This is a genomic window from Mangrovimonas sp. DI 80 (assembly GCF_001975575.1).
Classification (GTDB): domain Bacteria; phylum Bacteroidota; class Bacteroidia; order Flavobacteriales; family Flavobacteriaceae; genus Mangrovimonas_A; species Mangrovimonas_A xylaniphaga.
Map to the genome: position 1 here is coordinate 50244 of NZ_MSDT01000006.1, position 25005 is coordinate 75248.

At 36.9% G+C, this 25005-nt stretch carries 18 protein-coding genes; 11 read left to right on the forward strand and 7 right to left on the reverse strand.

The annotated features are described in order from the left end of the window. Nucleotides 1-10 precede the first annotated feature (10 nt). The 7 genes from BKM32_RS12175 to BKM32_RS12205 all read right to left on the reverse strand — a co-directional run bounded on the left by BKM32_RS12175 (nucleotide 11) and on the right by BKM32_RS12205 (nucleotide 6625). Nucleotides 11-763, reverse strand: coding sequence for an ABC transporter ATP-binding protein (locus tag BKM32_RS12175; protein WP_076664458.1), 753 nt, complete (start codon nucleotides 761-763; stop codon nucleotides 11-13). Nucleotides 764-820: 57 nt separating this feature from the next. Continuing rightward, entirely contained in the window at nucleotides 821-2041 is a 1221-nt protein-coding gene (locus BKM32_RS12180) for an efflux RND transporter periplasmic adaptor subunit (RefSeq protein ID WP_076664052.1), read from the reverse strand. A 5-nt stretch (nucleotides 2042-2046) separates the two neighbouring features. Further along, nucleotides 2047-3375 carry a TolC family protein gene (locus BKM32_RS12185; RefSeq protein WP_076664053.1) on the reverse strand — a complete coding sequence of 443 codons (1329 nt, stop codon included), beginning with the start codon at nucleotides 3373-3375 and terminating at the stop codon, nucleotides 2047-2049. Between the two features lie 127 nt (nucleotides 3376-3502). Next, complete coding sequence (locus BKM32_RS12190) at nucleotides 3503-4234, reverse strand: LytTR family DNA-binding domain-containing protein (RefSeq protein WP_076664054.1); 732 nt, start codon at nucleotides 4232-4234, stop codon at nucleotides 3503-3505. 37 nt (nucleotides 4235-4271) lie between these two features. Then, nucleotides 4272-4631 (reverse strand): DUF4907 domain-containing protein, encoded by a 360-nt coding sequence (locus BKM32_RS12195; RefSeq protein WP_076664055.1) that lies wholly within the window; start codon nucleotides 4629-4631, stop codon nucleotides 4272-4274. A 78-nt stretch (nucleotides 4632-4709) separates the two neighbouring features. After that, on the reverse strand, nucleotides 4710-5729 hold the full coding sequence (locus BKM32_RS12200; RefSeq protein ID WP_076664056.1) for a kelch repeat-containing protein: 1020 nt from the start codon (nucleotides 5727-5729) through the stop codon (nucleotides 4710-4712). Beyond that, nucleotides 5726-6625, reverse strand: a complete 900-nt coding sequence (locus tag BKM32_RS12205) for a DUF6268 family outer membrane beta-barrel protein (protein WP_076664057.1) — start codon at nucleotides 6623-6625, stop codon at nucleotides 5726-5728. The genes BKM32_RS12200 and BKM32_RS12205 overlap by 4 nt, the downstream gene beginning before the upstream one ends. Nucleotides 6626-6865: 240 nt before the next feature. On the opposite strand from BKM32_RS12205, the gene BKM32_RS12210 reads away from it, so the two are divergent. The 11 genes from BKM32_RS12210 to BKM32_RS12260 all read left to right on the forward strand — a co-directional run bounded on the left by BKM32_RS12210 (nucleotide 6866) and on the right by BKM32_RS12260 (nucleotide 24819). Continuing rightward, nucleotides 6866-8179: a DUF4270 family protein gene (locus BKM32_RS12210; RefSeq protein WP_076664058.1), complete on the forward strand. Its 1314-nt coding sequence runs from the start codon at nucleotides 6866-6868 to the stop codon at nucleotides 8177-8179. Continuing rightward, the gene (locus BKM32_RS12215) at nucleotides 8163-9422 is read left to right on the forward strand and encodes a hypothetical protein (protein ID WP_123812117.1); all 1260 of its coding nucleotides are present in this window, start codon (nucleotides 8163-8165) and stop codon (nucleotides 9420-9422) included. Before BKM32_RS12210 ends, BKM32_RS12215 begins: the two co-directional genes overlap by 17 nt. A gap of 48 nt (nucleotides 9423-9470) precedes the next feature. Further along, nucleotides 9471-11417 (forward strand): M43 family zinc metalloprotease, encoded by a 1947-nt coding sequence (locus BKM32_RS12220; protein WP_076664060.1) that lies wholly within the window; start codon nucleotides 9471-9473, stop codon nucleotides 11415-11417. A gap of 346 nt (nucleotides 11418-11763) precedes the next feature. Further along, nucleotides 11764-12402, forward strand: coding sequence for a formyltransferase family protein (locus BKM32_RS12225; RefSeq protein WP_053975855.1), 639 nt, complete (start codon nucleotides 11764-11766; stop codon nucleotides 12400-12402). 552 nt (nucleotides 12403-12954) lie between these two features. Next, a complete protein-coding gene (locus BKM32_RS12230; protein WP_123812118.1) occupies nucleotides 12955-14385 on the forward strand; it encodes a choice-of-anchor Q domain-containing protein in 1431 nt (476 codons plus the stop codon). A gap of 169 nt (nucleotides 14386-14554) precedes the next feature. Beyond that, the gene (locus BKM32_RS12235) at nucleotides 14555-15901 is read left to right on the forward strand and encodes a DUF255 domain-containing protein (protein WP_053975853.1); all 1347 of its coding nucleotides are present in this window, start codon (nucleotides 14555-14557) and stop codon (nucleotides 15899-15901) included. A gap of 23 nt (nucleotides 15902-15924) precedes the next feature. Then, a complete protein-coding gene (locus tag BKM32_RS12240) occupies nucleotides 15925-17265 on the forward strand; it encodes a thioredoxin domain-containing protein (protein WP_076664062.1) in 1341 nt (446 codons plus the stop codon). Nucleotides 17266-17282: 17 nt separating this feature from the next. Next, nucleotides 17283-18614: a thioredoxin fold domain-containing protein gene (locus tag BKM32_RS12245; RefSeq protein WP_076664063.1), complete on the forward strand. Its 1332-nt coding sequence runs from the start codon at nucleotides 17283-17285 to the stop codon at nucleotides 18612-18614. An 89-nt stretch (nucleotides 18615-18703) separates the two neighbouring features. Continuing rightward, the gene (locus BKM32_RS12250) at nucleotides 18704-21508 is read left to right on the forward strand and encodes a pitrilysin family protein (RefSeq protein WP_076664460.1); all 2805 of its coding nucleotides are present in this window, start codon (nucleotides 18704-18706) and stop codon (nucleotides 21506-21508) included. 40 nt (nucleotides 21509-21548) lie between these two features. Beyond that, nucleotides 21549-24362 (forward strand): pitrilysin family protein, encoded by a 2814-nt coding sequence (locus BKM32_RS12255; RefSeq protein ID WP_076664064.1) that lies wholly within the window; start codon nucleotides 21549-21551, stop codon nucleotides 24360-24362. Between the two features lie 7 nt (nucleotides 24363-24369). After that, a complete protein-coding gene (locus BKM32_RS12260; RefSeq protein ID WP_076664462.1) occupies nucleotides 24370-24819 on the forward strand; it encodes a protein-disulfide reductase DsbD domain-containing protein in 450 nt (149 codons plus the stop codon). Nucleotides 24820-25005 lie beyond the last annotated feature (186 nt).

Below are 25005 nucleotides of genomic sequence, written 5' to 3' on the forward strand. Positions count from 1 at the left end.
TCTAACTGTTTCACTCTGTTTCATGGTCTTCTTTTGGCAAAAGCGATAACATTTCTCTGGCGTCCTTCACATTGCTGTTTAGGGCGTCCTTTATAATTTTTCCGTCTTTTAAGACAATGGTACGTTGACTGAACTCTGCAATATCTGGTTCGTGGGTTACAAAAACGATGGTTTTTCCTTGACGGTTTAGGTCTTGAAAAAGGGCCATGATTTCATAGGACGTTCTTGTGTCTAAATTTCCGGTAGCTTCGTCTGCCAATATCACCACAGGATTGTTCACTAAAGCTCGTGCAATGGCTACCCGCTGTTGTTGCCCTCCCGATAACTGCGCAGGTGTATGGTACATTCTCTCCTGTAGTCCCACTTTTTTTAAGGCCGAAATGGCACTTTCTTTTCGTTCTGCACTGGAAACCGAGCTGTTATACATTAGGGGTAATTCTACATTTTCCAAGGCAGTAGTTCTAGCCAATAGATTATACGATTGAAATATAAATCCAATCTTGTGGTTCCTGATTTTCGCCAATTGGTTTTTGCTCATTTCGTTTGTGAGCATGCCATCTAGCCCGTAGTCGCCTGCTGATGGTTTATCCAAACAGCCCAAAATATTTAACATGGTGCTTTTGCCGGATCCACTAGAACCCATAATGGTCACAAATTCCCCTTCCTTAATATAGAAAGAGATGCCTTTTAAGGCATGAACGACCTCGTTACCCATCACAAAACTTCTTTTCAAATCTTCTATTTCAATGATTCTTTTCTGCATGTTACGGGTATTGGTTTTAACCTTGGTTTCTACAAATGTTTCCATGTTATTGGGGATTTATTTTTTCTTTCCAGGAGGTTTCGGCATAAATGGGCTGCTGTTTTCTTCTGGCATTGGAGCCGCTTCTTCTGTCAACCCGATGGCTTTTAAACTGTATACCAAATTGTCTCCAGGCTCAAGCCCTTTCAAGATTTGTACATGTATGCCGTCACTGGCTCCCAAGGTTATTGGGGTAGGTGTAATATCCCCATTGGCTTTATAGACCCAAACCATGGAGCCTTCGGTTTCTGCGGGTGGTGGTCCTTGAGGTGCTGCCTTCTCAATGTTGTTTTCTTCTAGAAAACGGTGAAGGGTTTCCATGTTGGGCTTGAAGTTGATAGCTTTTGCTTCGGCAGTAAGCACATCTTTAAGTTCCAAGGTGTAAATGGACACCGAAGCCGTTAGACCTGGTTTCAATTTAAGATCAGGGTTATTGGCTCTGATGACCACGGTATAGGTGACCACGTTTGAAGTTGTGGTCGGGTTTAAACGTACCTGTGTAACGACGCCCTTGAAGATGTCATCTTGGTAGGCATCAACTGTAAAAGTCACGCTTTGTCCTTCTTTTACCTGTCCTATGTCGGCTTCATCTACATTGGCTTCTACCTGCATTTCTTCAAGGTTTTTGGCAATGGTAAATAGGGTTGGGGTGCTATAACTGGCCGCTACGGTTTGTCCTTCGTCCACATCGCGGGACAAAACCACGCCATCAATAGGCGAATAGATATTGGCGAAACCAAGATCGGTTTGTGCGCGGTTCAATTCAGATTGACGTTGTGTTACTGTACTATTGGCTGTGTTGAGTTTGTAGAGCGCTTCATCGTAATCGGATTTACTTATCACCTTGCTGTCGTAGAGTTGCTTTTGACGGTCAAAGATGGTCTGTAAATAATTCTTTTCATTAAGAGCATTGTCGTAAAGTGCTCTGCTCTGTACCACGGCAGCTTTCAGGTTGGTTTTGTCCAATTCGGCTATGAGCTGTCCTTCGGTTACCTCACTGTTATAATCTACATAAATCTTCTCTACAACTCCCGAAACTTGGGTTCCCACTTCCACTTGGGTGATAGGGGCAACCGTTCCAGTGGCAGTGACTGTGGTAATGACATCTCCTTTGGAAATAGCCACTGTTTTAACCTCTACCTTAGAGGTTTTGCTGCTGCTTAAAAAACTATAGCCTAGAGCGGAGGCTCCTAGAATTCCTATAGTGATTGCGATTATTTTTAAAGTTTTGCTTTTCATTGTTTTTAAATTTCAATGGCGTTTCCTTGGTAAAATTGAAGGAGTTGGTAATACAAAATGTTTAGATACTTGGCTTTGATATAATCGAGCTGGGCATTGGTGTAGTTGTTTTGGCTAACCACGAGGTCTAACGTGTTTAGTGCATTCAATTCAAACTTCTTTTTGGCCAGTTTATAGGATTCCTCGGCGGCATCCTTTGCGGCACCTGCCGCCAATAATTGTTCCTGAGAAGCTATTGAATTCTGCCAAGCAGTATCTACTTTTTTGTACAAATCCTTTTTGGCATTTTGCAATTCCAAGTCGGTTTGCTCGGCATTGATTTTTGCCAGTTTAATTTCGGTTTTGGTTTGATTTTTATTGAATATGGGGATGTTAAGTGACAGCCCGATTCTTTGGTTAAAGTTGACATTGATTTGGTCAACGAAATTCAATTCTTGGGTGCTGGTAAATCCAGACCCCAAACTTCCATTTAGGTAGAGCGATGGGAGGTTATCACTTTTGGCAATCTCAATATCCTTTTCGCTGATGGCCTTATTTAATTCCGTGGCTTTTATTTCAGGAAGGATGCTTAAAGCCTTTTTGTAGACTTCTATTTTGTCCAATTGCGTCTCGACCATCTCATTGATGTTGTCAGGTGTTTCTATGGCAAATTCAGTTTCCGGGTCCAATTCCAAAAGCTGTTTAAGAGTTGTAATTTGCTGGGCATAGTTGTTTTTTGCTGTAATCAAATCGTATTTTTTGGTAGCCGCTTGGGAAGTGGCATCGGTGTAATCTTGCATGGGAATGCTTCCTGCATCAAGTTTGGCCTTGGCCAATGTGGCTTCTTGTAGAGATGCTTCTAGATTGTTTTCGGCTATGGCAATGCCTTCCTGCATGTACAGTGCCTGTAAATAAGCTTCGGTAACCTGAAGGGTAATATTGTTTTGGGTTTCTTCCACATACAGGGTGTTTTGCTCAAAAATCAATTGTTGTTGCTTTTGCTGTTTATTGAGTTTGCTACCTTCATAAACTGTCAGGGAGGAGTTGATTCCAAAACTGGAGGAGTGGATTTGCTTCGTGACATAATCGCTGGTAATAGGGTCGATGCTATTTCCGTTGGATAGGGTTTGGGAAGCGCTTCCTGTTACATTTGGGAGTTTGTTGTATTTGGACTGGTCGTAGTTCAATTGTGCTTTGTCTTGACTGTATAGAGCATCCTTCACCGATATATTATGGGTGGTTGCATAGGCTATACATTCTTCGAGGCTCCATTTTTTTACTATTTCTTGAGCATGTTCCTGAGCCCGACCAATAGTTGTAAGGAGTACAATTAGTATTGAAAAATATATTTTCATTTTATGAGATACTTTCTTGAGTGTAAAATTCAACAGAATTATAATGTTTTAAAAACCAAATAGATATACCCGAAGTTTTACTAGACGTTTCCCTAGTATTTAAGGACTAAGAAGTTTTTGTAGGATGTTACTTAAATTGACCTATTCTGTCTAGTAAAGAGGGTTTAAAACTGTCGCTTACAGGAAGGTAGATGTCATTCAGTTTGACCTTCTTTTTCTGTATGGCGGTTATTCTTGTAATGTTTACCAAAAAACTAGGGTGTATCCTGACAAATTTTGCGGTATCCAGTTTTTCTTCAAGCGCGGTAATTTTCATTAGGGTTCTCACGGGAGGTGTATTTACCATATGAATTCTTAAAGCGCCTTGCATACCCTGTATATAAGTGATGTCGTCAATGCTCACTTGATAGGCCTCATGGCCATATTTCACCATAATAGCTTTTGATGAAGTAAGGGAAGTGCCATCGGTAGGGAAGATGTTGGTTTCCATCAAGGCACTGAAGTCCAAAATTTTTAAGGCTTTTTTTGTAACGGTTTTGACAGTTTGGGCTGTGATGGGACCTTGAATGGATTCTATCGTTTTTAATCCTTTAATACGAGTAAGGGCCGCATTGGTTTTGCTGCGGAACACGAACATTGGATTGCCCTTTAAGTGTTGGGTAAACTTTGTTGGGTTTGCTTCCAAAAGGCCTATGTTGCAAAATACCAATACAGTTTTAAACGAATTTATAGTATCGATAGCTTCTAGAGGATTTTTATAACTCCCCATCCAGTTTAAATCGTCATTTTCGTAACAATAGCGCTGAAGGGCGTTTAAATACTTTGGGTTGCTTTCTATGATGATACAATTGATTTTCATTTTTCAACGTACTTCTGATTTGTATTAAAATGAATATTTACGGGACTTTCACTAATTGGATATTGTTCTCGTTAAAGTCCTTTGGGCTCAGTGAAGGGTTCTGGCCTTTGCTTAGAAGTTCCATTACTTTTGAACCAGCCTTTTCGGCATCCTTTTGGGTTGAAAACTGAAACTTTCCATCCAAGGCAGGAACGTATTCTTGTTTGATAAGCAGTTGTTGCGAATGATAGATGTTATAAATCCATCCGCCTTGCTCACTTTTTTGAGTAACCACATGGTACCCTTTTTTTTCAATGAAAGAATCTTGTTGTAGGCCATTTGAATAAATGACCGAAAGGCTTAGTATTGTTGCCAAAACTAAACCTATCCCAATGGTTTTGATATTTAGATGCTTCATCTCTTTTCTTATTAAATCCCCAAAGTTTAAAGCGATAAGTCAATCACTTTAAACCTTTATGGGAGTTATCACATTTTATTAATCATCGGTATCTTGAACCTCTGTAGGGAAGTATTCGTAGTTGTCATCCAAATACAGACTGCCGCTTTTTCCTAAAGCGATAAAGGCTCTACTGCCATTACTAAATGCGATGGAACCTTGTCTTGAAACACCTTCAAAGTTGGCTTTTTCTTCCCAACTATCTTTCGAAGGATCGTATTCCCAAATGGAGTTGTCTACATAAGAACTGTACACGCCCAATCCGAAATACCCCTTGCCATTCATTGAAAATCCTACGCCGTTGTTTCTAATAATGCTGTAATCGTCATCTTCGTCCAGGTCCTCAAGTTGGGTCCATGTTTCAGTATCTAGGTTGAAAGCCCAAAAGTCGGTTTGGTTGATTCCGTTGGAAACACCAGTTCCTAAATACACGGTATTGTCGATTGTGAAGGTTGAAGCTTCGCGACGTTTTTCGCCTCCAAACCCAGTTTGAAGACTCCAAGTGTCTGTAGAAGGCTCGTATTTCCAAAAGTCTTTTTTATCGTTTTGTCCATCGTATCCTGTACCTACGTATCCAGCAGTTTCAGAGCTGAAGGCCACGGCGCCACGTCTGGTTCCTCCACCAAAATCGGCAATGCTAGCCCAGGTATTTGCTTGTGGGTCGTAGCTGTAAAAATCACCCAGTTCGTCATTGGTCTCGCCGTCATATCCCAAACCAACATATCCTTTGTTATTGACATTGAATGCCACTGCGTAACTTCTGGCTACTCCAGGAAGGTCGGATAATTGATACCAATAATTGCCGTCGAAATCATAAGCCCAAAAATCGTTCAGGTAATCATCGCCATCGTACCCAGTTCCCATATAGCCAATGTTGTCTATGGTGAAAGCCACGGCATTGCTTCTTGGGACACCATCAAAAACGGAAACTTCTATCCAATCTCCGTAATCGTCGTCATCTTCATCGTCTGAGCTACAGGACATGGTGAGGCAGGCCATGGAAATGGCTATTATTTTGATGGCCTCAAAGCGGAATTTTAATCTAAATAAATCTGTCATTTTTCTGTTGTTTTTATGTTATTGTCTAATTGAAACTTTATCCCAAAATGTATGGAAAGGGAGTTGTTGCTGTTAAGTGGATACAATGACTTCCCGTTTTGGGAGTTTATCTCCAGGCTAGTATTTGTATGGTATCCTGCCCCTATGTAGACGCGGTAATATTCGTGTAAAGCGGTTGAATAGTTTAGCTCAAATTTGGTACTGCGATATTCCAGTTTGCTGTTCGTTATTGCTTCTCCGTTACTAAAAAGATAGGCGTTGCTAGGGTTGTTTATATAATCCCCGTCCTGCTGTGCTGTAAACGACCATTCGTTTTTCCAAGAAGGCTTGTACTTAATGAAGCTTTGTGGAAACCCAATTTGATAGCTCCATTTTGTCCCTAGTGTACTTTTGTATGAAATGATTGGGTAGAGGTTAGGGGCACCAAAAAGGGGTCCGTAGCCTAAACCAAATTCCACTTGTCCCTCAATAGATTTTAGTTTTTTTGAGAATGTACTTTTGGTATTGAAAATCACATCTTCCAATGAAGGGGAGGCATTTAAGGTGCTGGAAAGGGTTGGGCTTAGGGATATTTGCCATTGCCATTGGTTGCCAAATGTTAAGCCGTAGGCTGCGTTTAGTGTAATCAGGTGGTTTTGTTCAAAGGCATTTACTAGGGGCTCATCTTCTGCAAAACTGTTAAAGATGACACCGTAATTGTAATATCCCAAGCCAAAATTCAGGGACGATGCACCAATTCCAATAGTCTGCTCAACCTCACATCCAATGATGGTTAGTTGTTGCTCACCTAAACTTGGAACAATTTCATAGCTGAAATCTCCCTTCAGTTGACTGTTTGGGGGGGCTTCCGTTGTTTGGCTGTATAGGTTGCTGAGGCACCAAAATGCGCACAGCATAAGTAAGATTCTCCTTTTCATCGTCGCAAACGTAGATTGCAACTTTCTATCCTTTCATATTTAATATACAAACAATGGAATCATACGGTTAAAGCCTTCTATTTTGTCTACAAACAAAGTTTTGGACAATCGTAGTGAGAATTTAGGCTTATATAGATAAAAACCGTCCGTGTGTATAGTCTTGACTATTTGCACTTTCAAAACCTCTTTTATTTGCTTCATATCTAAAAAAATGTAGCTATGAAGTCATTTCTGTGCATACTTATTGTAGCATTGACATTGGGGGCCTGTTCCTCACCTTATGAGGGGGATTATTTTCTGGTGGACGGTGATTATTTGGAATCGGGGACCAAAATTATGGTCATTGATACGTTTACGGTAAAGCTGTCCAATTTTAAGATTGACAGCATTGTCACCTCTGGAACCGATCGTTTGTTGTTTGGACAATATGATGATGAATATTTTGGAAGGGTTCGCGCCGAATCTTTCTTTCAAATGTACCCTTCTAGCTATTCCATTACAGATGGAGCAACCTTGGACAGTGTGGCTTTGATTTTGGGTTACGATAAATATTATTACGGAGATACGCTTCAACCGGTTACGCTAAACATTCATAAAGTCATTGAAAAGGTAAAACCAGCAAATGATGACTTCTACAATACCAGTTCCATTGCTTACAACCAGACACCAATAACGCAGGTAACAGTGGCTCCAAGACCACTATCTGGCGATTCTATTCATGTGACTCTGCCAAACAGTTTTGGTGCAGCTATTTTTAATGCTATTGAAGAAAATCAAATTGATGAGTTCTCCGATTTTGAGGAAGTCTTCAAGGGGCTTACAATTCAGCCTGAATTGGAGAGTAATACCTCTATTTTGGGGATTTCCAAAAGTACAGACGATACCTATTTACGTTTTTATTATTCGCTAGGTGGTGAGGTAGGTGAGGATTCCTATACGTTCGATCTTAAATTGAGCCAAGGCGATGTGTCTTCTTACAATAAAATTTCCTCTACCAATAGTAGCGAATGTCTATCGCAAATGATAGATCAAGATTTGAGTATTGCGACTTCCGAATGCGATTTTCGTGGAGTGATGCAGTCGGGAACGGGGTATACCTTTAGAATCGATTTTCCAACCTTGAAAAACCTTTATGATTGGCCGGTAAAAGGAACTGTGTTGAGTGCCGATTTAACCTTTACACCCGATTGGGGAACCTATAATGAACCCTTTCATTTACAGGATTCCTTGATTGTTTCAAAAATTAGAGCGAAGAATAACATTACCGGTCAATTGGATAATGGTGAAGATTATATCTATGCCAACCGAGTGGAAGGCGCATCGGAATTTGAACTGACTTCCTATAACGTGGCTTTGGATGGTTATGTGGATGATTTACTCGATCCAGATACCCAAGATACCAATGAGGGCTTGACCTTTTATCCGGAGCTGTTCAATGCTATGGTGGACAGAATGATTATTGATGATGATCCAGATTCTGAATACCGTCCCAAATTAAAAATTGTTTATGCCATTTATGATGTTGAAAATTAAAACCTATAAGTTGTATGGGGCATTTTTGCTAGTGTTTTTAGCATCCATGTCTTTGTATTCGCAATCGGCCACTTCCAACGGGTCCCCTTATTCTTTATATGGATTGGGATACTACAACCCCAATAGCATTGGGCTGGCGCCAAGTATGTCGCAAAGTGGGTTGGCTTGGAACAATCCTTATTTTATAAACGACCTGAATCCGGCAACACTCAGTGGTTTGTATTCTGATATATTTATTTTGGATGCCGGGGTGAATGTGTCCATCAATGAGTTGTCTAATTCAGGAAATAGCAAAACCTTTCTTCAGTCTAATTTGTCGCATTTTTCGTTGGCTACCAAGTTGAATAAGAAGTCAGGGGTTAGTTTGTCATTGCTTCCGGCAACTTCTGTGGGTTACTCGTTTATTAGTGAACCGCTAGCGGTAGAAGGGGCTAACGAAGAATATAGAAATCTGTTTATTGGTTCCGGTGGAATTAATGAACTTAAATTCAGCTATGGCTACCAAATAGGTACTAATATTAATTTAGGGATTACAACTTCCTATCTGTTCGGGAAGATTGAACAATCCAGATATTCTGCAACATCTGTATCGGAATTGGCTATTGAAGAAGACTATTATTACAATGGTGTCAAGTTAGGACTTGGTGGAACGGCCAATATCAGTAAAGATTTAACTTTTGGTGCCATTGTCAACTTTCCTACGAAGGTCAACGCAAAGAAAAACATTGACGTCTATAAAACCACCGATGGAATTTCAAGTGTGGTAGAGGATGAAAATGATGTGGGAGCCGATAATTTTTATATGCCATTGCATGTTGGAACAGGGCTAACGTATTCCTTAAAATCGGACTTTTTGTTTAATCTGGATTTCAACCATAAGTTTTGGGACGCCACAGACCAAAAGGATAATCTTGGAACCTTTGTGGACCAGAGTATTTATAGTTTGGGTATGCAATATAAAAACTCCAATCCCAATAAGTATTGGGAGTATTTCAGTTTTAGGTCTAGTGTGAAATACGATTCCGGTTATTTGATGATTGATGATATGCGAATGGACAACTTTGAAGCCACCATGGGTGTTGGGATTCCTTTGGGCCGTAATTTTTCTTCATTGAACATTTCTTATTCTAGGCGTTTTACCTCTGGAGCAGCAAGTAACTCCGTAATTCAGGAGAACTTAAATACCATCAATATAGGGTTGTCCCTATCAGATATTTGGTATCAAAAGCTGAAGTACAAATAGGGGGGCTTAGGTTTTTGTCAAGTTTAATTTTAACACATCATCAATATTATGAACAAACTTTATGTAGTGTCATTGAGTATTTTCTTTGCCTTGAGTATGCAGGGTTGGGCTCAAAATAATTCAGCAGTAAAAAAGGCGAAGCAACCGAATCTTGATTCAGCAGTACGATGTTATTCGGATGAGTACAATACCATCATCCGTAATGAACATCCCAATATGATGGGGAGCAAAAGCTTTGAAAATAACCTCAAGCAGACTTTGGAAGGCATAAAATCCCAAAAGAGCAGTGCTACTACAGACGATGTTATAGTCATTCCTGTGGTAGTTCATGTGTTGCACAATGGAGAGGTTATCGGTGTAGGACCCAATATCACGGAAGCTCAAGTGCTGTCGCAAATTACAGTGCTTAATGAAGATTATAGACGTATGATGGGCACACCTGGATATAATACCAATGAAGATGGTGCTGATGTGGAGGTGGAATTTGTTTTGGCGCAACAAACACCAGAGGGTTGTCCAACTAATGGAATAGATAGGGTGAATATTTGTATGGATGGCGTAGGTTATAGCGAAATGCAAAGTCAAAAGACGCAAACCTATTGGGATTCTGCAAACTATTTAAACATGTGGTCAGCCAAATTTATAGATGATTTGGAGGGCATCTTGGGCTATGCGCAATTTCCAGGAGGCACTGCCAGTACCGATGGGGTTGCCTCCAATTACACCACCTTTGGAAGCTCCGATTATGATGACGGTACTTTCAGTCTTTCCGCGCCGTACGATAAGGGGCGAACCATGACCCATGAGGTTGGGCATTTTTTAGGTCTTTACCACACCTTCCAAGGAGGTTGTGATGATGAGGATTATTGCGATGATACGCCTGCGGTGGAAGAAGCTAATTATGGGTGTCCAACGAGTAATTTATCCTGCGGAACTTATGACATGGTGGAAAACTTTATGGACTACATTAATGACGAGTGTATGAATGTTTTTACTAACGACCAAAAAGCGAGAATTCTTGCCGTACTCAGTACGTCAACAAATAGAGCTTCCTTGGAAGATTCTTTTGCCTTGAATGCTCCAACGGAAGTCACTTCCGATCCTGCTGTGGCAATTGAAGAGCTGCAAATTGGTTGTGGAACGTCCATTACTCCCGTAGTAACTCTTTCCAATTGGGGAACCCAGCCATTAACGACTGTAACCTTTCAATATGATATAGACAGTGGAACTCCAATAACTTATAATTGGTCTGGGAACTTGGAGGCTCAATCCAGTATTCAAGTTGTTTTGGAGGCTATGGAAACAACAGCGGGAGATCACAGTTTTAATGTTTCAGTGGCTAATAGCCTTAATGCGCGGACATGTAATGATGGTGATAGTACCTGCTTTAGTGTTAATGATGCATTGCAGATAGCTGCTTCACAAATAAATTTGACTTTGACTTTGGATATTTATGGTTCTGAAACTACTTGGTCTCTTCAGGACAGTGAAGGAAATATGCTGTATTCGGGTGGTCCTTATACCGATGGGAATTTAGGAACTGTATTTAGTGAGATCTTTAACTTGTCTGGTGAGGATTGCTATCTTTTCACCATTAATGATACTTATGGAGATGGTATTTGTTGTGACTTAGGAAAAGGATCTTATCAACTAGCAGATGGAGAAGGAAATATTTTAGTAGAAGGGGGAGAATTTCAAAATGCAGAATCTGTAACCATTCATTATGCCACACTTGGTACTGAGGATTATTTTATGGACGCAGATTTGAAAGTCTATCCAAATCCTGCTACAGATATCTTGAAGGTTAAGATGAGCAACAATAATTTGCCTGATAGTTATGAAATATACAATGCGCTTGGTCAAAAAATAAATGGGAGAGAAATAAGTTTAGACGAAGATTTAAATATCAATGTCAGTTCTTGTGCTCGAGGATTATATTTTTTAAAATTGAATAAAGGAAATGAAACCATATATGTTCAATTTTTGAAAAACTAATGGTTTGGTGATTTGTTGTTATTAAAAAAACTTTTGGTTGAGTTTAATTTAGTTTTTTGAATCCAAAAAGTGTCCTGTTACGTGTGGGCCAATTTTTTAAGCATGGTCAAAATTGTTGGTCATGCTTTTTTTGTTTTTAAAGAGTTGGTAATTTATTTATGGAGAGATTTTTGGTGTTGATTTGCGATATAGAATTCGTTCAAATAGCTTCTTTAATTCATTAAATAGAATTAACTTTAATGGGGATTAAATTATGATATTTTAATCTAAATGTTCTAACAATTATTATATTGTGTTTTTATAATGGAATTATTGTTGAGTTCTTAATTTTTTTTGGTTTTGGGTTATGTGTGGAGAGAAAATTACTTGGGCTATTTTCTTTAGTGGAGGAGGGCGTAGTGCAAAAGATTGTTTAGATCTTTGGGTGGATGGATGTTTAAGTGTGCATCAAATTAATTGCGTGGTTACTGCTGGGCAAAATGCAGATAACATCAAGAGTTTCTTAGATAGGAATATCAAAGTAATTGATAAATCGCCAAGTGAGTTTGCTACCATTTCTGACTATCAAGTATGGCTCGCCAATATCCTTGTCGATATGCAAGTTGATTATCTATTTCTTATTGGCTATAAATATCGGATAAGGTCAATTCTTCTACATACTTTTAAAAATAGAATATTAAATATTCATCCTTCCCTTTTGCCTTCATTTAAAAATACGCAAAGGGCAATACACGAAGCCTTGGAATTGGGGGTGAAAATTTCGGGAATCACAACACACATTATTGATGAGAATATTGACGAGGGATATATCCTCGATCAAGAAGCTGTAAGAATTCCTGCAAATACTACCTTTTCAGAAATTGATGTGGCCTTTAACCAAGCGGGTAAGATTCTTATTGAGCGTACTTTTAATTTGGTAAGGGAATATCACAAGCCACAAAGTTATTTAAATGGATATATTGAGAATGCAGCAAATCTTATTTGAGATAAGAATTGGGAATCACCCTAAATCTAGTTTAAAAGTTCTCTCTTTTTGGTTTGAAAGATATTTTTTGAATCTTATTTTTTGTAGGATAGTGACGGAGCTTTCATGAGTCTTTGGTGTTTTTGTAAATCTAATTGAGTTACAATTATTCAGTAAGTTTAATAAGTATTTTAGTACGAATTTTTTGAATTTTGTATGGTATAATTTGTTAATTATTAATCTAAAAGTAAGGTCTTTCTTCAGATGTTTTTAGATTGAAAAAGAATAATATATTTGCTCGAATTATTTGTTTTAAATAGCAATTTCCTGTCATTTATTGGAGTATGAGATGAAGTGAAAAGTTGTAGGAATTCGAAAAGAATTTTCAGCTTAGAGCCATTCTTTTGTGCCTTTACAATACTACTGTTTTAATTAACCTACAGAACAGTTTTGCGTGTTTGGATTGTTGCGTTTGGACAAAGCAGACATAACTAAACGAAAGTGAATACGATTTGCCCCAAATTAAACCGTTTTCAAATTCACAGATTTCTACTATCAAAATCAAAGTTGTTTTTGTGTAGTGGGAAAGGATTTGGAATATTAGCCATGCTGTTTTTGGTGCTGGGATGCTCCACAGTCGAAGAAAAGTCTTACTCAATTGAAAATACGAATATTTTCTACGTTTCTCCAAACGGTAACGATTCCAATGATGGACTTTCGCCGGAAACAGCCTGGCAGACTAGCGCTAAGGTGAATAGTGACGATTTTCTTCCGGGATATACAATTCTGTTTGATGGCGGACATACCTATCAAAGTATTACTTTCGATGCTAACGATGGAGGGGATTCCAATAATAGAATAACGATTTCATCCTATGGAGAAGGTGTGGCTGTTTTTGAAGGGATGGATTTTGTGAACACGTCTGGTTTTAACGTTACTGATGTTGATGTTGTCATTCCACAAGTACCAGAAGGAGAGTTTCCTCGGAATGGTGTAAATCTCTATAGTACTTTGGATGAAGCTACCAAACTGCAAGGGTTTCAATTTTCCAATTTAAATGTCAGCGGAGGCTATGGCGGGATTGCAATAGAAGGTGTTAACGATACTTCAGGCTTCTCCGATGTGAGTATTCTTAATTGTACGATTTTTGACTGTATGGATAGCGGTATCATATCCAAAGGGTATTTCAATCAAAATAAAGCAGGGTATTCGCATGAACATATTTATGTTCAGGGGTGTACGGTTTATAATATCAGTGGCTGGGATAATCAGTGGAGTCATTCAGGGAATGGTATTGTATTATCAGACGTGCAATTTTCATCCATAAGCAACTGTGTGGTTTATGATAGTGGTTACAATAATACACATTGTGGGGGTAATTGCGGTATTTGGTATTGGGATGCCAAAGATGTGGCTATTGAATACTGCGAGGCTTATAATATCGAAACACAAGGCTGTGATGCTGCAGGATTCGATTTGGATGGAGGTGTGGTGAATGGAATCATGCAGTACAATTACTCTCATGACAACGATGGAGCTGGATTTCAGGTGGGGCAGTTCAACGGGGCGCGACCAATGTCCAACATCACTGTGCGCTATAACATATCGGATAACGATGCGAATGGCTATAGCGGAAGTTTATTTTTGTTTAATAAAGGGAGAGCGGAAGTTTCAAATGTATGCTTTTTTAATAATACGGTAATTCAGGATGATAAATTAGCTTTTAAGTCAATAAGTAATTGGGAGACCGGGATTGCTTTTGTTAAAAACAATATTTTGGACGGCGATATAGAAGTTGATACTAATATTGAGTTTGAAGGAAATTCCTATGAAAATCCAAATCTGGTGGATTATAAATTGGAACCAGGTTCACCGCTTATTGATGCCGGAATCAATCTAGACTACAATATCGGGGATTATGATTATTTTGGAAATGCCTCATTGTCAGGAGAATCCCAAGATATAGGAGCCCATGAATTTAGCAATACGCTAAGTATTGATTAAAAACTTAAAAAATAAGTTGAAAAATAGATGCTTCTTTATAGGTTGTTGATAAAATGAGCTAAATAATGGTTAGGTTTTTGTAAGCATAGATGTCACTCTAGGCATCAAATAATGCGTTTAATTATTATATGGTTACTTTAAGACCATCCTAAAAAAACTTAATAAAAATATGAAAAAAAATGTTTTGTCCCTTGTAATTGTCTTCTTTATAGGGGTTTTTAATTTATTCGCACAAGGTATCGAATTTGAGCATATATCCTTAGAGGAAGCTTTAAAAAAGGCAGAGTTAGAGAATAAATTAGTGTTTATTGATTTTTATACGACTTGGTGTGCGCCTTGTAAAATTATGTCGAAGAATGTATTTCCAATACCTGAGGTTGGAGCATTATACAATAAGGAATTTGTGAGTATTAAGTTAGATGCCGAAAAGGAAGGTTTAGAGGACGCAAAAAAGTATCAGGTTAATAGTTATCCTACTTATTTATATTTAAATTCTAGCGGGAATGTGGTTTACAAAGAATCAGGTTCGCGTATGCCTGAAGATTTTATTCAATTAGGTCGTGATGTCGCAGCGTCGGTAAGCAGCGAGTACAGTCTCGAGAAGCTTCAAACGATTTTCATCAATAAACAAGATGATCCAGATTTCTTAAAAATCTATTATACTAAAATGATGGAGTATGGGCAAAATCCAACAGAAGGAATTAATGCTTGGTTAAAAGTACAGAATGAAATAGAAGAGGATGATGTAGACATGATGGAGTTTTTGTTAAAGTATAAAGACTATATTATTCTTAACTCTAAAGGAGCAGAAATCTTGAAGGCTAATTTCGATGAATACATGGATATCGCAACCAGAAAAGAAGAAGAGGAATTAGAAGTATTTAAAGAAGTTCGTTTGGCAAAAAATACAAGAGACTATGCTTTTGAAACCAAAAACCCCGAGTTGTGGTTAATTTTCATGGAAGCTTTCAATGAATTACCAGAAAAATATAAGAAAAAGGGGAATTACTTAGAGTATAAAATTACTTATTCAGGCTTGCTTAATGATTCACAAGGTTATAAGAAAGCGGTTATTACTTATGTTGATAGTTTAATAGCTGATAAAACTATAAGTGAGATTAAAGCAAAAGATCAAGCAATTTATGAAAAGCGTAGTAAGGCTTTAGAAGGGAATAATACTCTTCAGGCAGAAAGCATGTTAAAAGCTTATAAAAACGGTATTAATTCTGGAAATATAGTTGAAGATCTTCACCAAAAAGGAGAAGCTTATTTGAAGTATGTAGATTCTAAAAAGGAGTATAAAAATCTTGAAAATTGGATTGAATACGGTTATAATTTAGAGGCTAGTGCCTATTATATGGATGACTTAACAGCCGATATGTACTATAAAAAAGGTAAGGCTAAAAAGGCCATTGAGTGTAAAGAAAGGGCTCTAGCTAATTGGCCGGAAGACGATAAAAAATTTGCTGCTAAAAAGTATGAACTGGAGCAGATGAAAAAGGGAGCATCAATTTAATTGAATATAAAAAACGGACAATAATGATTAATAAAAGTATATTTTTCTTAAGCTTGTTGGTATTGCCTTTTTTAGGGATGGCACAGGGTATGAACTTTGAGCATATAACATTAGAAGAAGCTTTAGTTAAGGCTAAGAAGGAGAATAAATTAGTGTTTATCGATTTTTATACTGTATGGTGCGGCCCATGTAAAAAGATGGCCAAAGATATATTTCCGCTTGCTTCAGTAGGAGAAGTCTATAATAAAAACTTTATCAACTTAAAGTTAGATGCAGAAAAGGAAGGTCAAGCTGTAGCTAAACAGTATAATGTAACAGGGTACCCTACATTGTTGTATTTAGATGCAGATGGTAAAATACTTCTTAAAGATACTGCCTTCAAAGCAGAAGATACCTTTATAGAAATGGCTAATAGAGCCGTAAGTTCTGTAAATAGTAAATATAGTCTGGAAAACCTTCAGGACATGTTTCCTAAAAAACAAAACGATGAGCAATTTCTAAAGATGTATATCAAAGAAATGGAGCAATATGGACAGGATACATCGGATGGAATTGATGCCTGGTTAAAAGTGCAAACAGAAATGGAGGAGTCAAGTCCAGAGATGTTAGATTATGTTTTTCATAATATAAGAAATTTCATTGTTGGAGGTAAGGGCGAGCAGATTTTAAACGAGAACTACGATACTTACATGCAACAGGCGTCAGAATATCAGGCTAAGATGTTACCTAGGTTGTCTACCCAGATTCTTAATGGTACCATGGATACAGCGATACGCAATAAAGACCCTGAGTTGATGAAAGCATATATTGAAGCTTATAAACAACAGCCTGAAAGCCGTTTTCGGGAGGATAATTTGCTGGAAGCAGAATTAATATATTACGGTATGTTAAATGATGACGAGTCTTATAAAACAACTACCTTAAATTATATTAATGGCCTTATCGAGCAATCAACAATAGCTGAAATTCATGAATCAGATAAGAAAAGCTATGAAATGTATAAACGAGCATACGATAATGATCCTAAACCTTCAAGGGAGCGCATGTTGAATGCTTCAAAAGAAGGGTTAAAAGCATCAAAAATTCTCAAGGAAATAAATGAATTAAGTAAAGGGTATTTACAGCGCGCGACCTCTAAAAAGGAATATGAAACATTAAACAGCTGGATTGAATACGGTTATGAATTGAGAAAAGACAACTGTTTTACGGATGATATAAAGGCTGAAGTTTACTATAAAAATGGAAAGAAAAAGAAGGCGGTTGCACTTAAAGAGCGGGCCGTTAAAAATTGGCCTAGGTCGGATAAAAAGTTTGTAAACAAAGAATACGAACTGGAACAAATGAAAAAGGGGGCATCAATTTAAACACTAAAGATTTATTCATGATTAAAAAGCAAACAACTTTATATATACTACTTCTATTGCCTTTTTTTGTTATTGCACAAGGTATTCATTTCGAGAAAGGAAGTTTTCAGGATGCACTTGATAAAGCGAGAAAAGAAAACAAGGTGCTTTTTGTTGATGGTTACGCTGATTGGTGCGCACCATGTAAAAAAATGGCCAAAACTGTTTTCATGGAAGATGAGGTAGGTACTTATTTTAACGAGCATTTTGTGTCTTATAAATTGAATATTGAAAAAGGAAATGGACCTAAACTAAAAGAAAAATATGGAATTCAAGGTTTACCGAGTTATGTGTTCATAGATAGTAATGATGAGGTGGTTTACAGGTCGTCAAGTGCCATGTCTACAGAAGCATTTTTGAATGAAGCAAAAGCCGCTATGGCCTCAGCTAAGAATCCAAACAGTATAGCGCGTTTATCGGAACTATACAATAAAAATAAAGAAGATGAAACTTTATTAGCTAAATACTTGGATAAGTTGCTAGAGGTGAAATCGGAAAAGAATTATGCCGATATTCTAGAGCAGTATCTAAAAGTTCAAAAAACAATTGCAGATTCAAGTCAGGCCATGGTAAACTTGTTAGCGAATCATCATAAGCAAATTGTTTTTGGAGGTGAGGCAGACCGTATTATTAATGAGAATATAAAAACTAAGGCTTGGAAAAAGTATGTTAGAAAAGACATTAGAGAAATCTACCAAGGTATTCCAAAGTCAATGATAACAACTACTACCGAGTATGCTATTGTTCTGCGAGATACAAGCTTATTAGAGTTAACATTTAAAAGAGCCGCTGAAGCAGGTTTTAGAGCGGACGATGCACAAAGAAAACGCATTTATACTTACTATTATTTAAAAACAGGACAAGGAGAGAAATATAAAGCTTTAGTGCATGACGATATAGCAAACTATGTGTCTTCGATCGATAAGGAAAGTTTTAGAACCTTTTATTTAGGTTGGTTACAGAAACGTGCAGAAGGCGATCCGGAAGCGTTAAGAATGGTTAGGCCAAATGCTGTTAAATATAGTGAGGAACTTTACGGAATGTTAAAAGATTATGTAGGTTTTGTAAATACTGAAGAAGAGAAGAAAGAAGCATTGTCTTGGATGGAAGTCGCTTATTATATTTATCCAAATTCGGCTGAAAACACTAGTAATTATGCCAATATATTGTATGTGTTAGGAGATAAGGACAGAGGAGTAGAGATGAAAGAAGAAGCCTATAAATTAGGAAAAGAGGAAAATCTTAAAAGACTTTCTGCTATTAAAGGGGAATTGGATTTAATGAAGGCAGGCGAAGACATTTTGCTTTAAGATTTAAATTTGACAATTATTAATTATTAAGAATAAGAGGCGATGTGTTTACTTAATCTGTAAACATGTTGCCTTATTACATTATAAGCATGCGTAAATTTTTATTGTTCACATTTTTATTTTTTATTGGATCGACAGTATTAGCTCAATCTGTAATTGATTTGTCCAAAGATGTTCCTTTTGATGAAGAATTCAGGATAGGAGTGTTGCCCAATGGTTTAACATATTACATTAAACATAATGAAGCTCCAAAGGGTAAAGCAAGCTTTTATTTATATCAAAATGTCGGTGCTGTTTTAGAAACTGATAAGCAGAATGGGTTAGCGCACTTTTTAGAGCATATGGCCTTTAATGGAACCGCACATTTTCCTGAAAATAGCATGATTGATTGGTTGGAGAAAAAAGGGTTGAAGTTTGGCAAGGATATAAACGCCTATACATCCACAAATGAAACGGTGTATAACATTAGCCAGATGCCTTTAGAAAATGAAAAGGATTTGGATACTTGTCTTTTAATATTGAATGACTGGTGCAATGAATTGTCTCTCATCGATAACGAAATAGATGCCGAACGTAATGTGATACAGGAAGAATGGAGACAGCGTTATAATGCCAATTACAGAGTAGGGCAACAGTTAAAGGAGGTGAAATACAATAATAGTGTCTACTCTAAACGAGATGCCTTGGGAAGTATGGAAGTGGTTCAGAATTTTAAGCATAAATCCTTACGTGAATTTTATCACGATTGGTATCGTACGGATTTGCAAGCTATAGGTATTGTAGGTGATTTTGATGTAGATGTAGTAGAAGAAAAAGTTAAAAATTTATTTTCCCAAATACCAGCCATTAATAAGGCGAAAGAGCGTATTTATGTAACAATTCCAGATAATGAAAAACCACTTTATAAAGTTGCTACCGATAAAGAGGTGAGAAGTATTAAGCTAGAATTGGAAATTAGGCATTTTAATAAAAAAGATAATTCTCAGGCTCAGTTGAGAGAGACCTTTGTTAATGCCTTTTTTACTGTTTTGCTCAATGCGAGATATAAAGACGTAATTATGAAAGGTAATGCGCCTTTTATAGAAGCAAGGACAATTTATGCTGATTTTGAAAAAAATTATAAAGCCTTCAATATGAGTTTTAAAGCGGAGGAAGCTCATGTTGAAGAGGCGTTAAATGTTGTCTATTGTGAATTGCAACGTGTCGTTCAACATGGGTTTACTCAAACTGAAATAGATCGCTTGAAATCTAAAATGTTGACAAATAATGAAGCTCGTTTTAAAAAGGGAGGTAGAGTAAGTTCAGATGCTTATGCCAAGAGTATTAAAAGCGCTTATTTAGATAATCTTGCCATTCCCGATTCGGAGTTTAATTACAATTTTGTTACATCCGTCGTTCCAACTATTACAAAAGAAGAAGTTTCGGCCTTGGCAGAACAGTACTTAACTGAAAAGAATCGAGTATTTATGATAACAGCTCCTGATAAGGAGAATCTAAAATTACCTTCTTTAGAGCGAATTCAGTCTATTATGTCAGAAGTCGAAGCGGCCTATTTGGATCCTTACGTTGATTTGGGGACAGAAGATATAGACTTGCTGGAAGAATTGCCAGAAGGAGGGGACATTATTAGCGAAAAGCTTAATAGGAGTTTCAAAGCTGTAGAATGGCAATTGTCTAATGGGGCAAAAGTGGTTTATAAATTCAGCAGCACTAAAAAGGGACAGATTGAGCTCAATGCCGCTAGCGATGGGGGAGCATCTGTTTACGATGTTAATGATATTCCTTCATTACAGGCAGTTAGTTTGGTTAATAGGTTTGGAGTTGGCGATTTGGATCCGTTGACCTATAGTAAGGTGATGTCTAATAATTCGGCAAAGTCAAAGGCGTCAATAGGAACTTATGAAGAATCTGTTACGGCAAGTGCTTTATCCAAAGATATTGAAACCATGTTTCAGTTGGTGTATATGCGTTTTGAAAAACCTAGATTCGATGAGGAGATGTTTGACAATATAATGGCCAATAATTACAAAGGTCTAGAAAGCCGTTTACAAAACCCAAATACAGTTATCGGTGATGCATATAAACGTTTGGCTGCAAATGGAGATCCCCGTTATTTTGAATATAATAAGGCCTATCTAGATCAAATAGATTTCAATAGAATGGAAGAAATCTATAAGGAAAGATTCGGTAATGCAGGAGATTTTACTTTTTATTTAATAGGGGATGTACCATTTAAAACGGTAAAATCCATGGTTCAAAAATATATAGGGGCTATAGCGGCTAGTGAAGGAAAAGAAAACTGGAAACCATTAAAAGATTATTTTCCTAAAGGATTTAATAAACATCGTATAGAAGTTCCTACTGAGGCTCCAATGGCTACCGTTGTCATTAAAATGCAAGAAGCAGTTGACTACAATAGGGAAAATATTGTATATCATACCATTTTAGGAGATATTTTGAATATTCGTTTTATTGAAAACATTAGAGAGAAAGAAGGAGGGGTGTATACAATTAGTGTTAATGCGAGAGATCTACGTATTCCTAATGCTAAATTGAATATGGATATTTCGTTTAGCTGCGATCCAAAAAATGCAGAGCATTTAAATAGTTTAGTATACAAAGAATTAGAGCAGGTTCAAAAAGAAGTGAAATTATCTGACTTGGAAAAGGTCGTTTCAAATATTAAGAAAAACAGACCCCTTATGATACAGTCCAATAAGTATTGGATGTCGACTTTAGAAGCCTACTATAATTATGGTGAAAACATGATGGCTCCTGAGTATTTTGATGCTATTTTAGATAAAGTAACAACTGAAGATATTGAGCAAGCGGCCAAAAACTTTTTTGAAAAGGCCGATACCTTAGATATTATCTTTTTGCCAGAATCCAAGTAAAATCATAAATCCAAACAAATACTATAATAACATTATAAACATGAACCGATTAGTTTTATCGTTGGCTTTCTTTATAGCCTTTTTAACAAAGGGAGTTTCCCAATCCATTAATTATAATGATCCTTTGCCTATTGACAGTACAATTAAAAAGGGTGTGTTGCCAAATGGCATGACTTACTATATAAAAAGTACGGATGTAGTAAAAAATGCTGCTAGCTATTACATCATTCAAAATGTGGGGTCTATTTTGGAAAATGATGATCAAAAAGGCTTGGCTCACTTTTTAGAGCATATGGCCTTTAACGGGACTGAGAGTTTTCCAGGAAAAGGTATTTTGAATACACTTCAAAAGCATGGAGCCATATTTGGTAAGGATATTAATGCGTATACTGGCTTTGACGAAACGGTGTATAATTTAAGTAATATACCTACTAAAGATAGGTTGGTAGATACATGCTTAACCGTTTTAAGAGACTGGTCCAATTACCTCTTATTAACAGATGAAGAAATCGATGCTGAAAGAGGTGTTATTAAGGAAGAGTGGAGAACAAGACAAAATGGTAATATGAGGATTCTTAATACTACCATGCCAATTAAATACAATTATTCGAAATATGCCGACAGAATGCCTATAGGATCTATGGATGTGGTGGAGAATTTTGAATATAAAGCACTTCGGGATTTTTATCACGATTGGTACAGAACCGATTTACAGGCCATTGCCATTATAGGAGATGTAGATGTAAATGAAATTGAAGAGAAAATAAAAAATATCTTTTCAGTAATTCCAGCAGTTGACGGTGCTAAACCTCGTTTTTTGGTTGATATCCCAGAAAATGATAGTTTAATGTACATTTTAGGTATGGATCCAGAGGTTTCAACTGCAAGTATAAGTTTTGGTATTAGACATAAACGATCGTTAGAAGACAATACAGTGGGGGATTTAAAGCGTTCTCTACTGGAGTCTATGACCACAAGAATGCTTTCCGATAGAATTTCGGAAGAAGGTAGAAAACCAGAGGCAAGTTTTTTACGAGCTCGTGTGGGTTATGGAAGTATGTCTAGAACTTCAAATGTATTTAGTGTTAGTGTCTATCCAAAACCGAATCAGCAAAAGGAGGCCTTTAAGGATGTATTGACCCTTGTCGAAAGTGCGGTGAAATATGGGTATTTGGAATCGGAAATTGAAAGAACCAAGCTTAAAATTGAAACTTCCTATGAAAACCGAATCGCAAAGAAAAACGATGCGAGTCATCAAAGTATAGAAGCTGCAATTCAAAATAATTTTTTGGTAAACTCAGAGTTAACCGATGTGGAAAAGGAGTATGAAATTGTAAAAGTATTATTGAAAGATATCACGGCTAAAGAACTTCATGAGACCATTAAGGCCTTATATTCTAAAAAGAACAGGTTTATAACGGTTACAGGGGTTGATGGACAGGACAATTTAACAAAAGAACAGGCCGAAAACATTATCGATGCTGTTGAAAATGACAATAATATTAAAGCGTATTCGGAAGATGTAGTTGCGGAAACATTGATTTCTGATACAGATATTGTTCCTGGAGCCATTCAAACTACAAGAATTAATAAAAGTACAGGGTCTACAACTTTTGAATTAAGTAATGGGGTTACGGTACATTATAAATTTGTTGATAAGCAAAAAGATCAGGTGACTTTGAGGGCTGTTAGTTATGGAGGGGAATCACTAGTGAAGAATGAGGATTTGCCTTCTGCTAACTTTGTAGAAAATTTAGTTCAAATGTCTGGATTAGGAGACTTTTCTGCAACTGATTTGAAGAAGGTTTTAGTAGGGAAAACAGCAAATGTTAAACCTAGTTTAAAGGGGATAAGTGAAAGTCTTTCTGGAAGTTCAAATACCAAGGATGTTGAGACAATGTTGCAGATGGTCTATTTGTACTTTGAGAAGCCTCGTTTTGATGAACAGGCCTTTGAGGTTATAAAAAACAATGTAGATAACTATTTGATTAGGAAAAGTAAAGATATTAATGCAAAAATGCGGGATAGTATTACCGTCGCGTTATATGGCAAAAATGACCCCAAAAAGCCTATTTATGATCAGGAGTATGCTAATGCCATTTCCTTTGATAAAATAAAGGCTGTTTATGAAGAGCGTTTTGCTGATATTTCAGACTTCGAGTTCTTTATTGTGGGTGATGTAAAAGAAGACGAATTGAAACCTCTGTTGGAGAAATATGTAGCTAGTGTACATTCTAAAAACAACTCGAAGGAGGAAATGTACAAGGATAATGATTCTGAATGGCTTTCGGAGCACATTCAGAAGGATGTTTATCTGGCTATGGAAGACCCAAAAGCCTCTGTAAATATTGCCTATAAAAAAGATATGTCATACAATGTGAAAAATAGTTTGTATGCAAGAGCTTTGGGAGATATTCTACAGTTGAGAGTTACCGAAACGGTTAGAGAATCGGAAGGAGGAGCTTATAGTCCAAGGGCGGATGCCTATATGACCAGAGAACCAAAATCACAGGTTTTTGTATCCTTTAAATTTGACTGTAATCCAGATATGGCTGATAATTTAGTGGATATTGTCAATAACGAGTTGCGCAAAATAGCAAATGGCACAATTCTTGACAATGATTTAAGTAAAACAAAAAATAACTTTATCAAGGAAGAAGAACAATCCAGAAACAGAAATTCATACGATCTAGGAATGGTGATGAAATATTTTAGATATCAAGAGAATCCTGAAGATTTGTCTAAATTTGTGGATATGGTAAATAAAATATCCAAAAAAGACATTCAAAAGATTGCTCAAAATGTACTAGAGGGATCAAAATCATACGAAATTGTATTTAAACCACTTAATTAACATGGAAATGAAAAAGATATTAGCCTTACTGGTTTTATGTATCAGTTTTAATGCTTCGGCTCAAATTTTTGATCCTGTAAAATGGTCTACCAGTGTCGTTAAAATTTCGGATACTGAATACGATTTAATCGCCACAGCAACTATTGAAGAGCATTGGCATTTATATTCGCAGGATGTGCCTGAAAATGGTCCAAGGCCTACAAAGTTTGTATTTGAGAATAATGGACAATACTTAAAAAAAGGAAATACCAAAGAAGGTGCTGGTCATGAAGTAGATGATCCTATTTTTGAGATGCGGATCAAATATTTCGACAATCAAGCAAATTTTAAACAGCGTATCAGGTTAAAGTCCAAAGAATCTTTTACCGTGAAAGGAACGGTGGAATTTATGGTTTGTAATGATACCCAATGTCTGCCTCCAAAGGAAGTAGACCTAGAGTTTAAAGTGGGGGAGTAGTTAAACATTGGAAAAGATAGATGGTCGCTTGTTATTTTTTGCGGCTATTAATTAGTTTACATAGAGTGAAAACCTGTTGGTGTTTTTGATAGATGAATCAAAATGTCAACAGGTTTTTTTATGAAATAATTTTAATTTTTTATTTGGGAACAAAAAGTTACTCAAAATTAGTTTTTGAATTGAGGA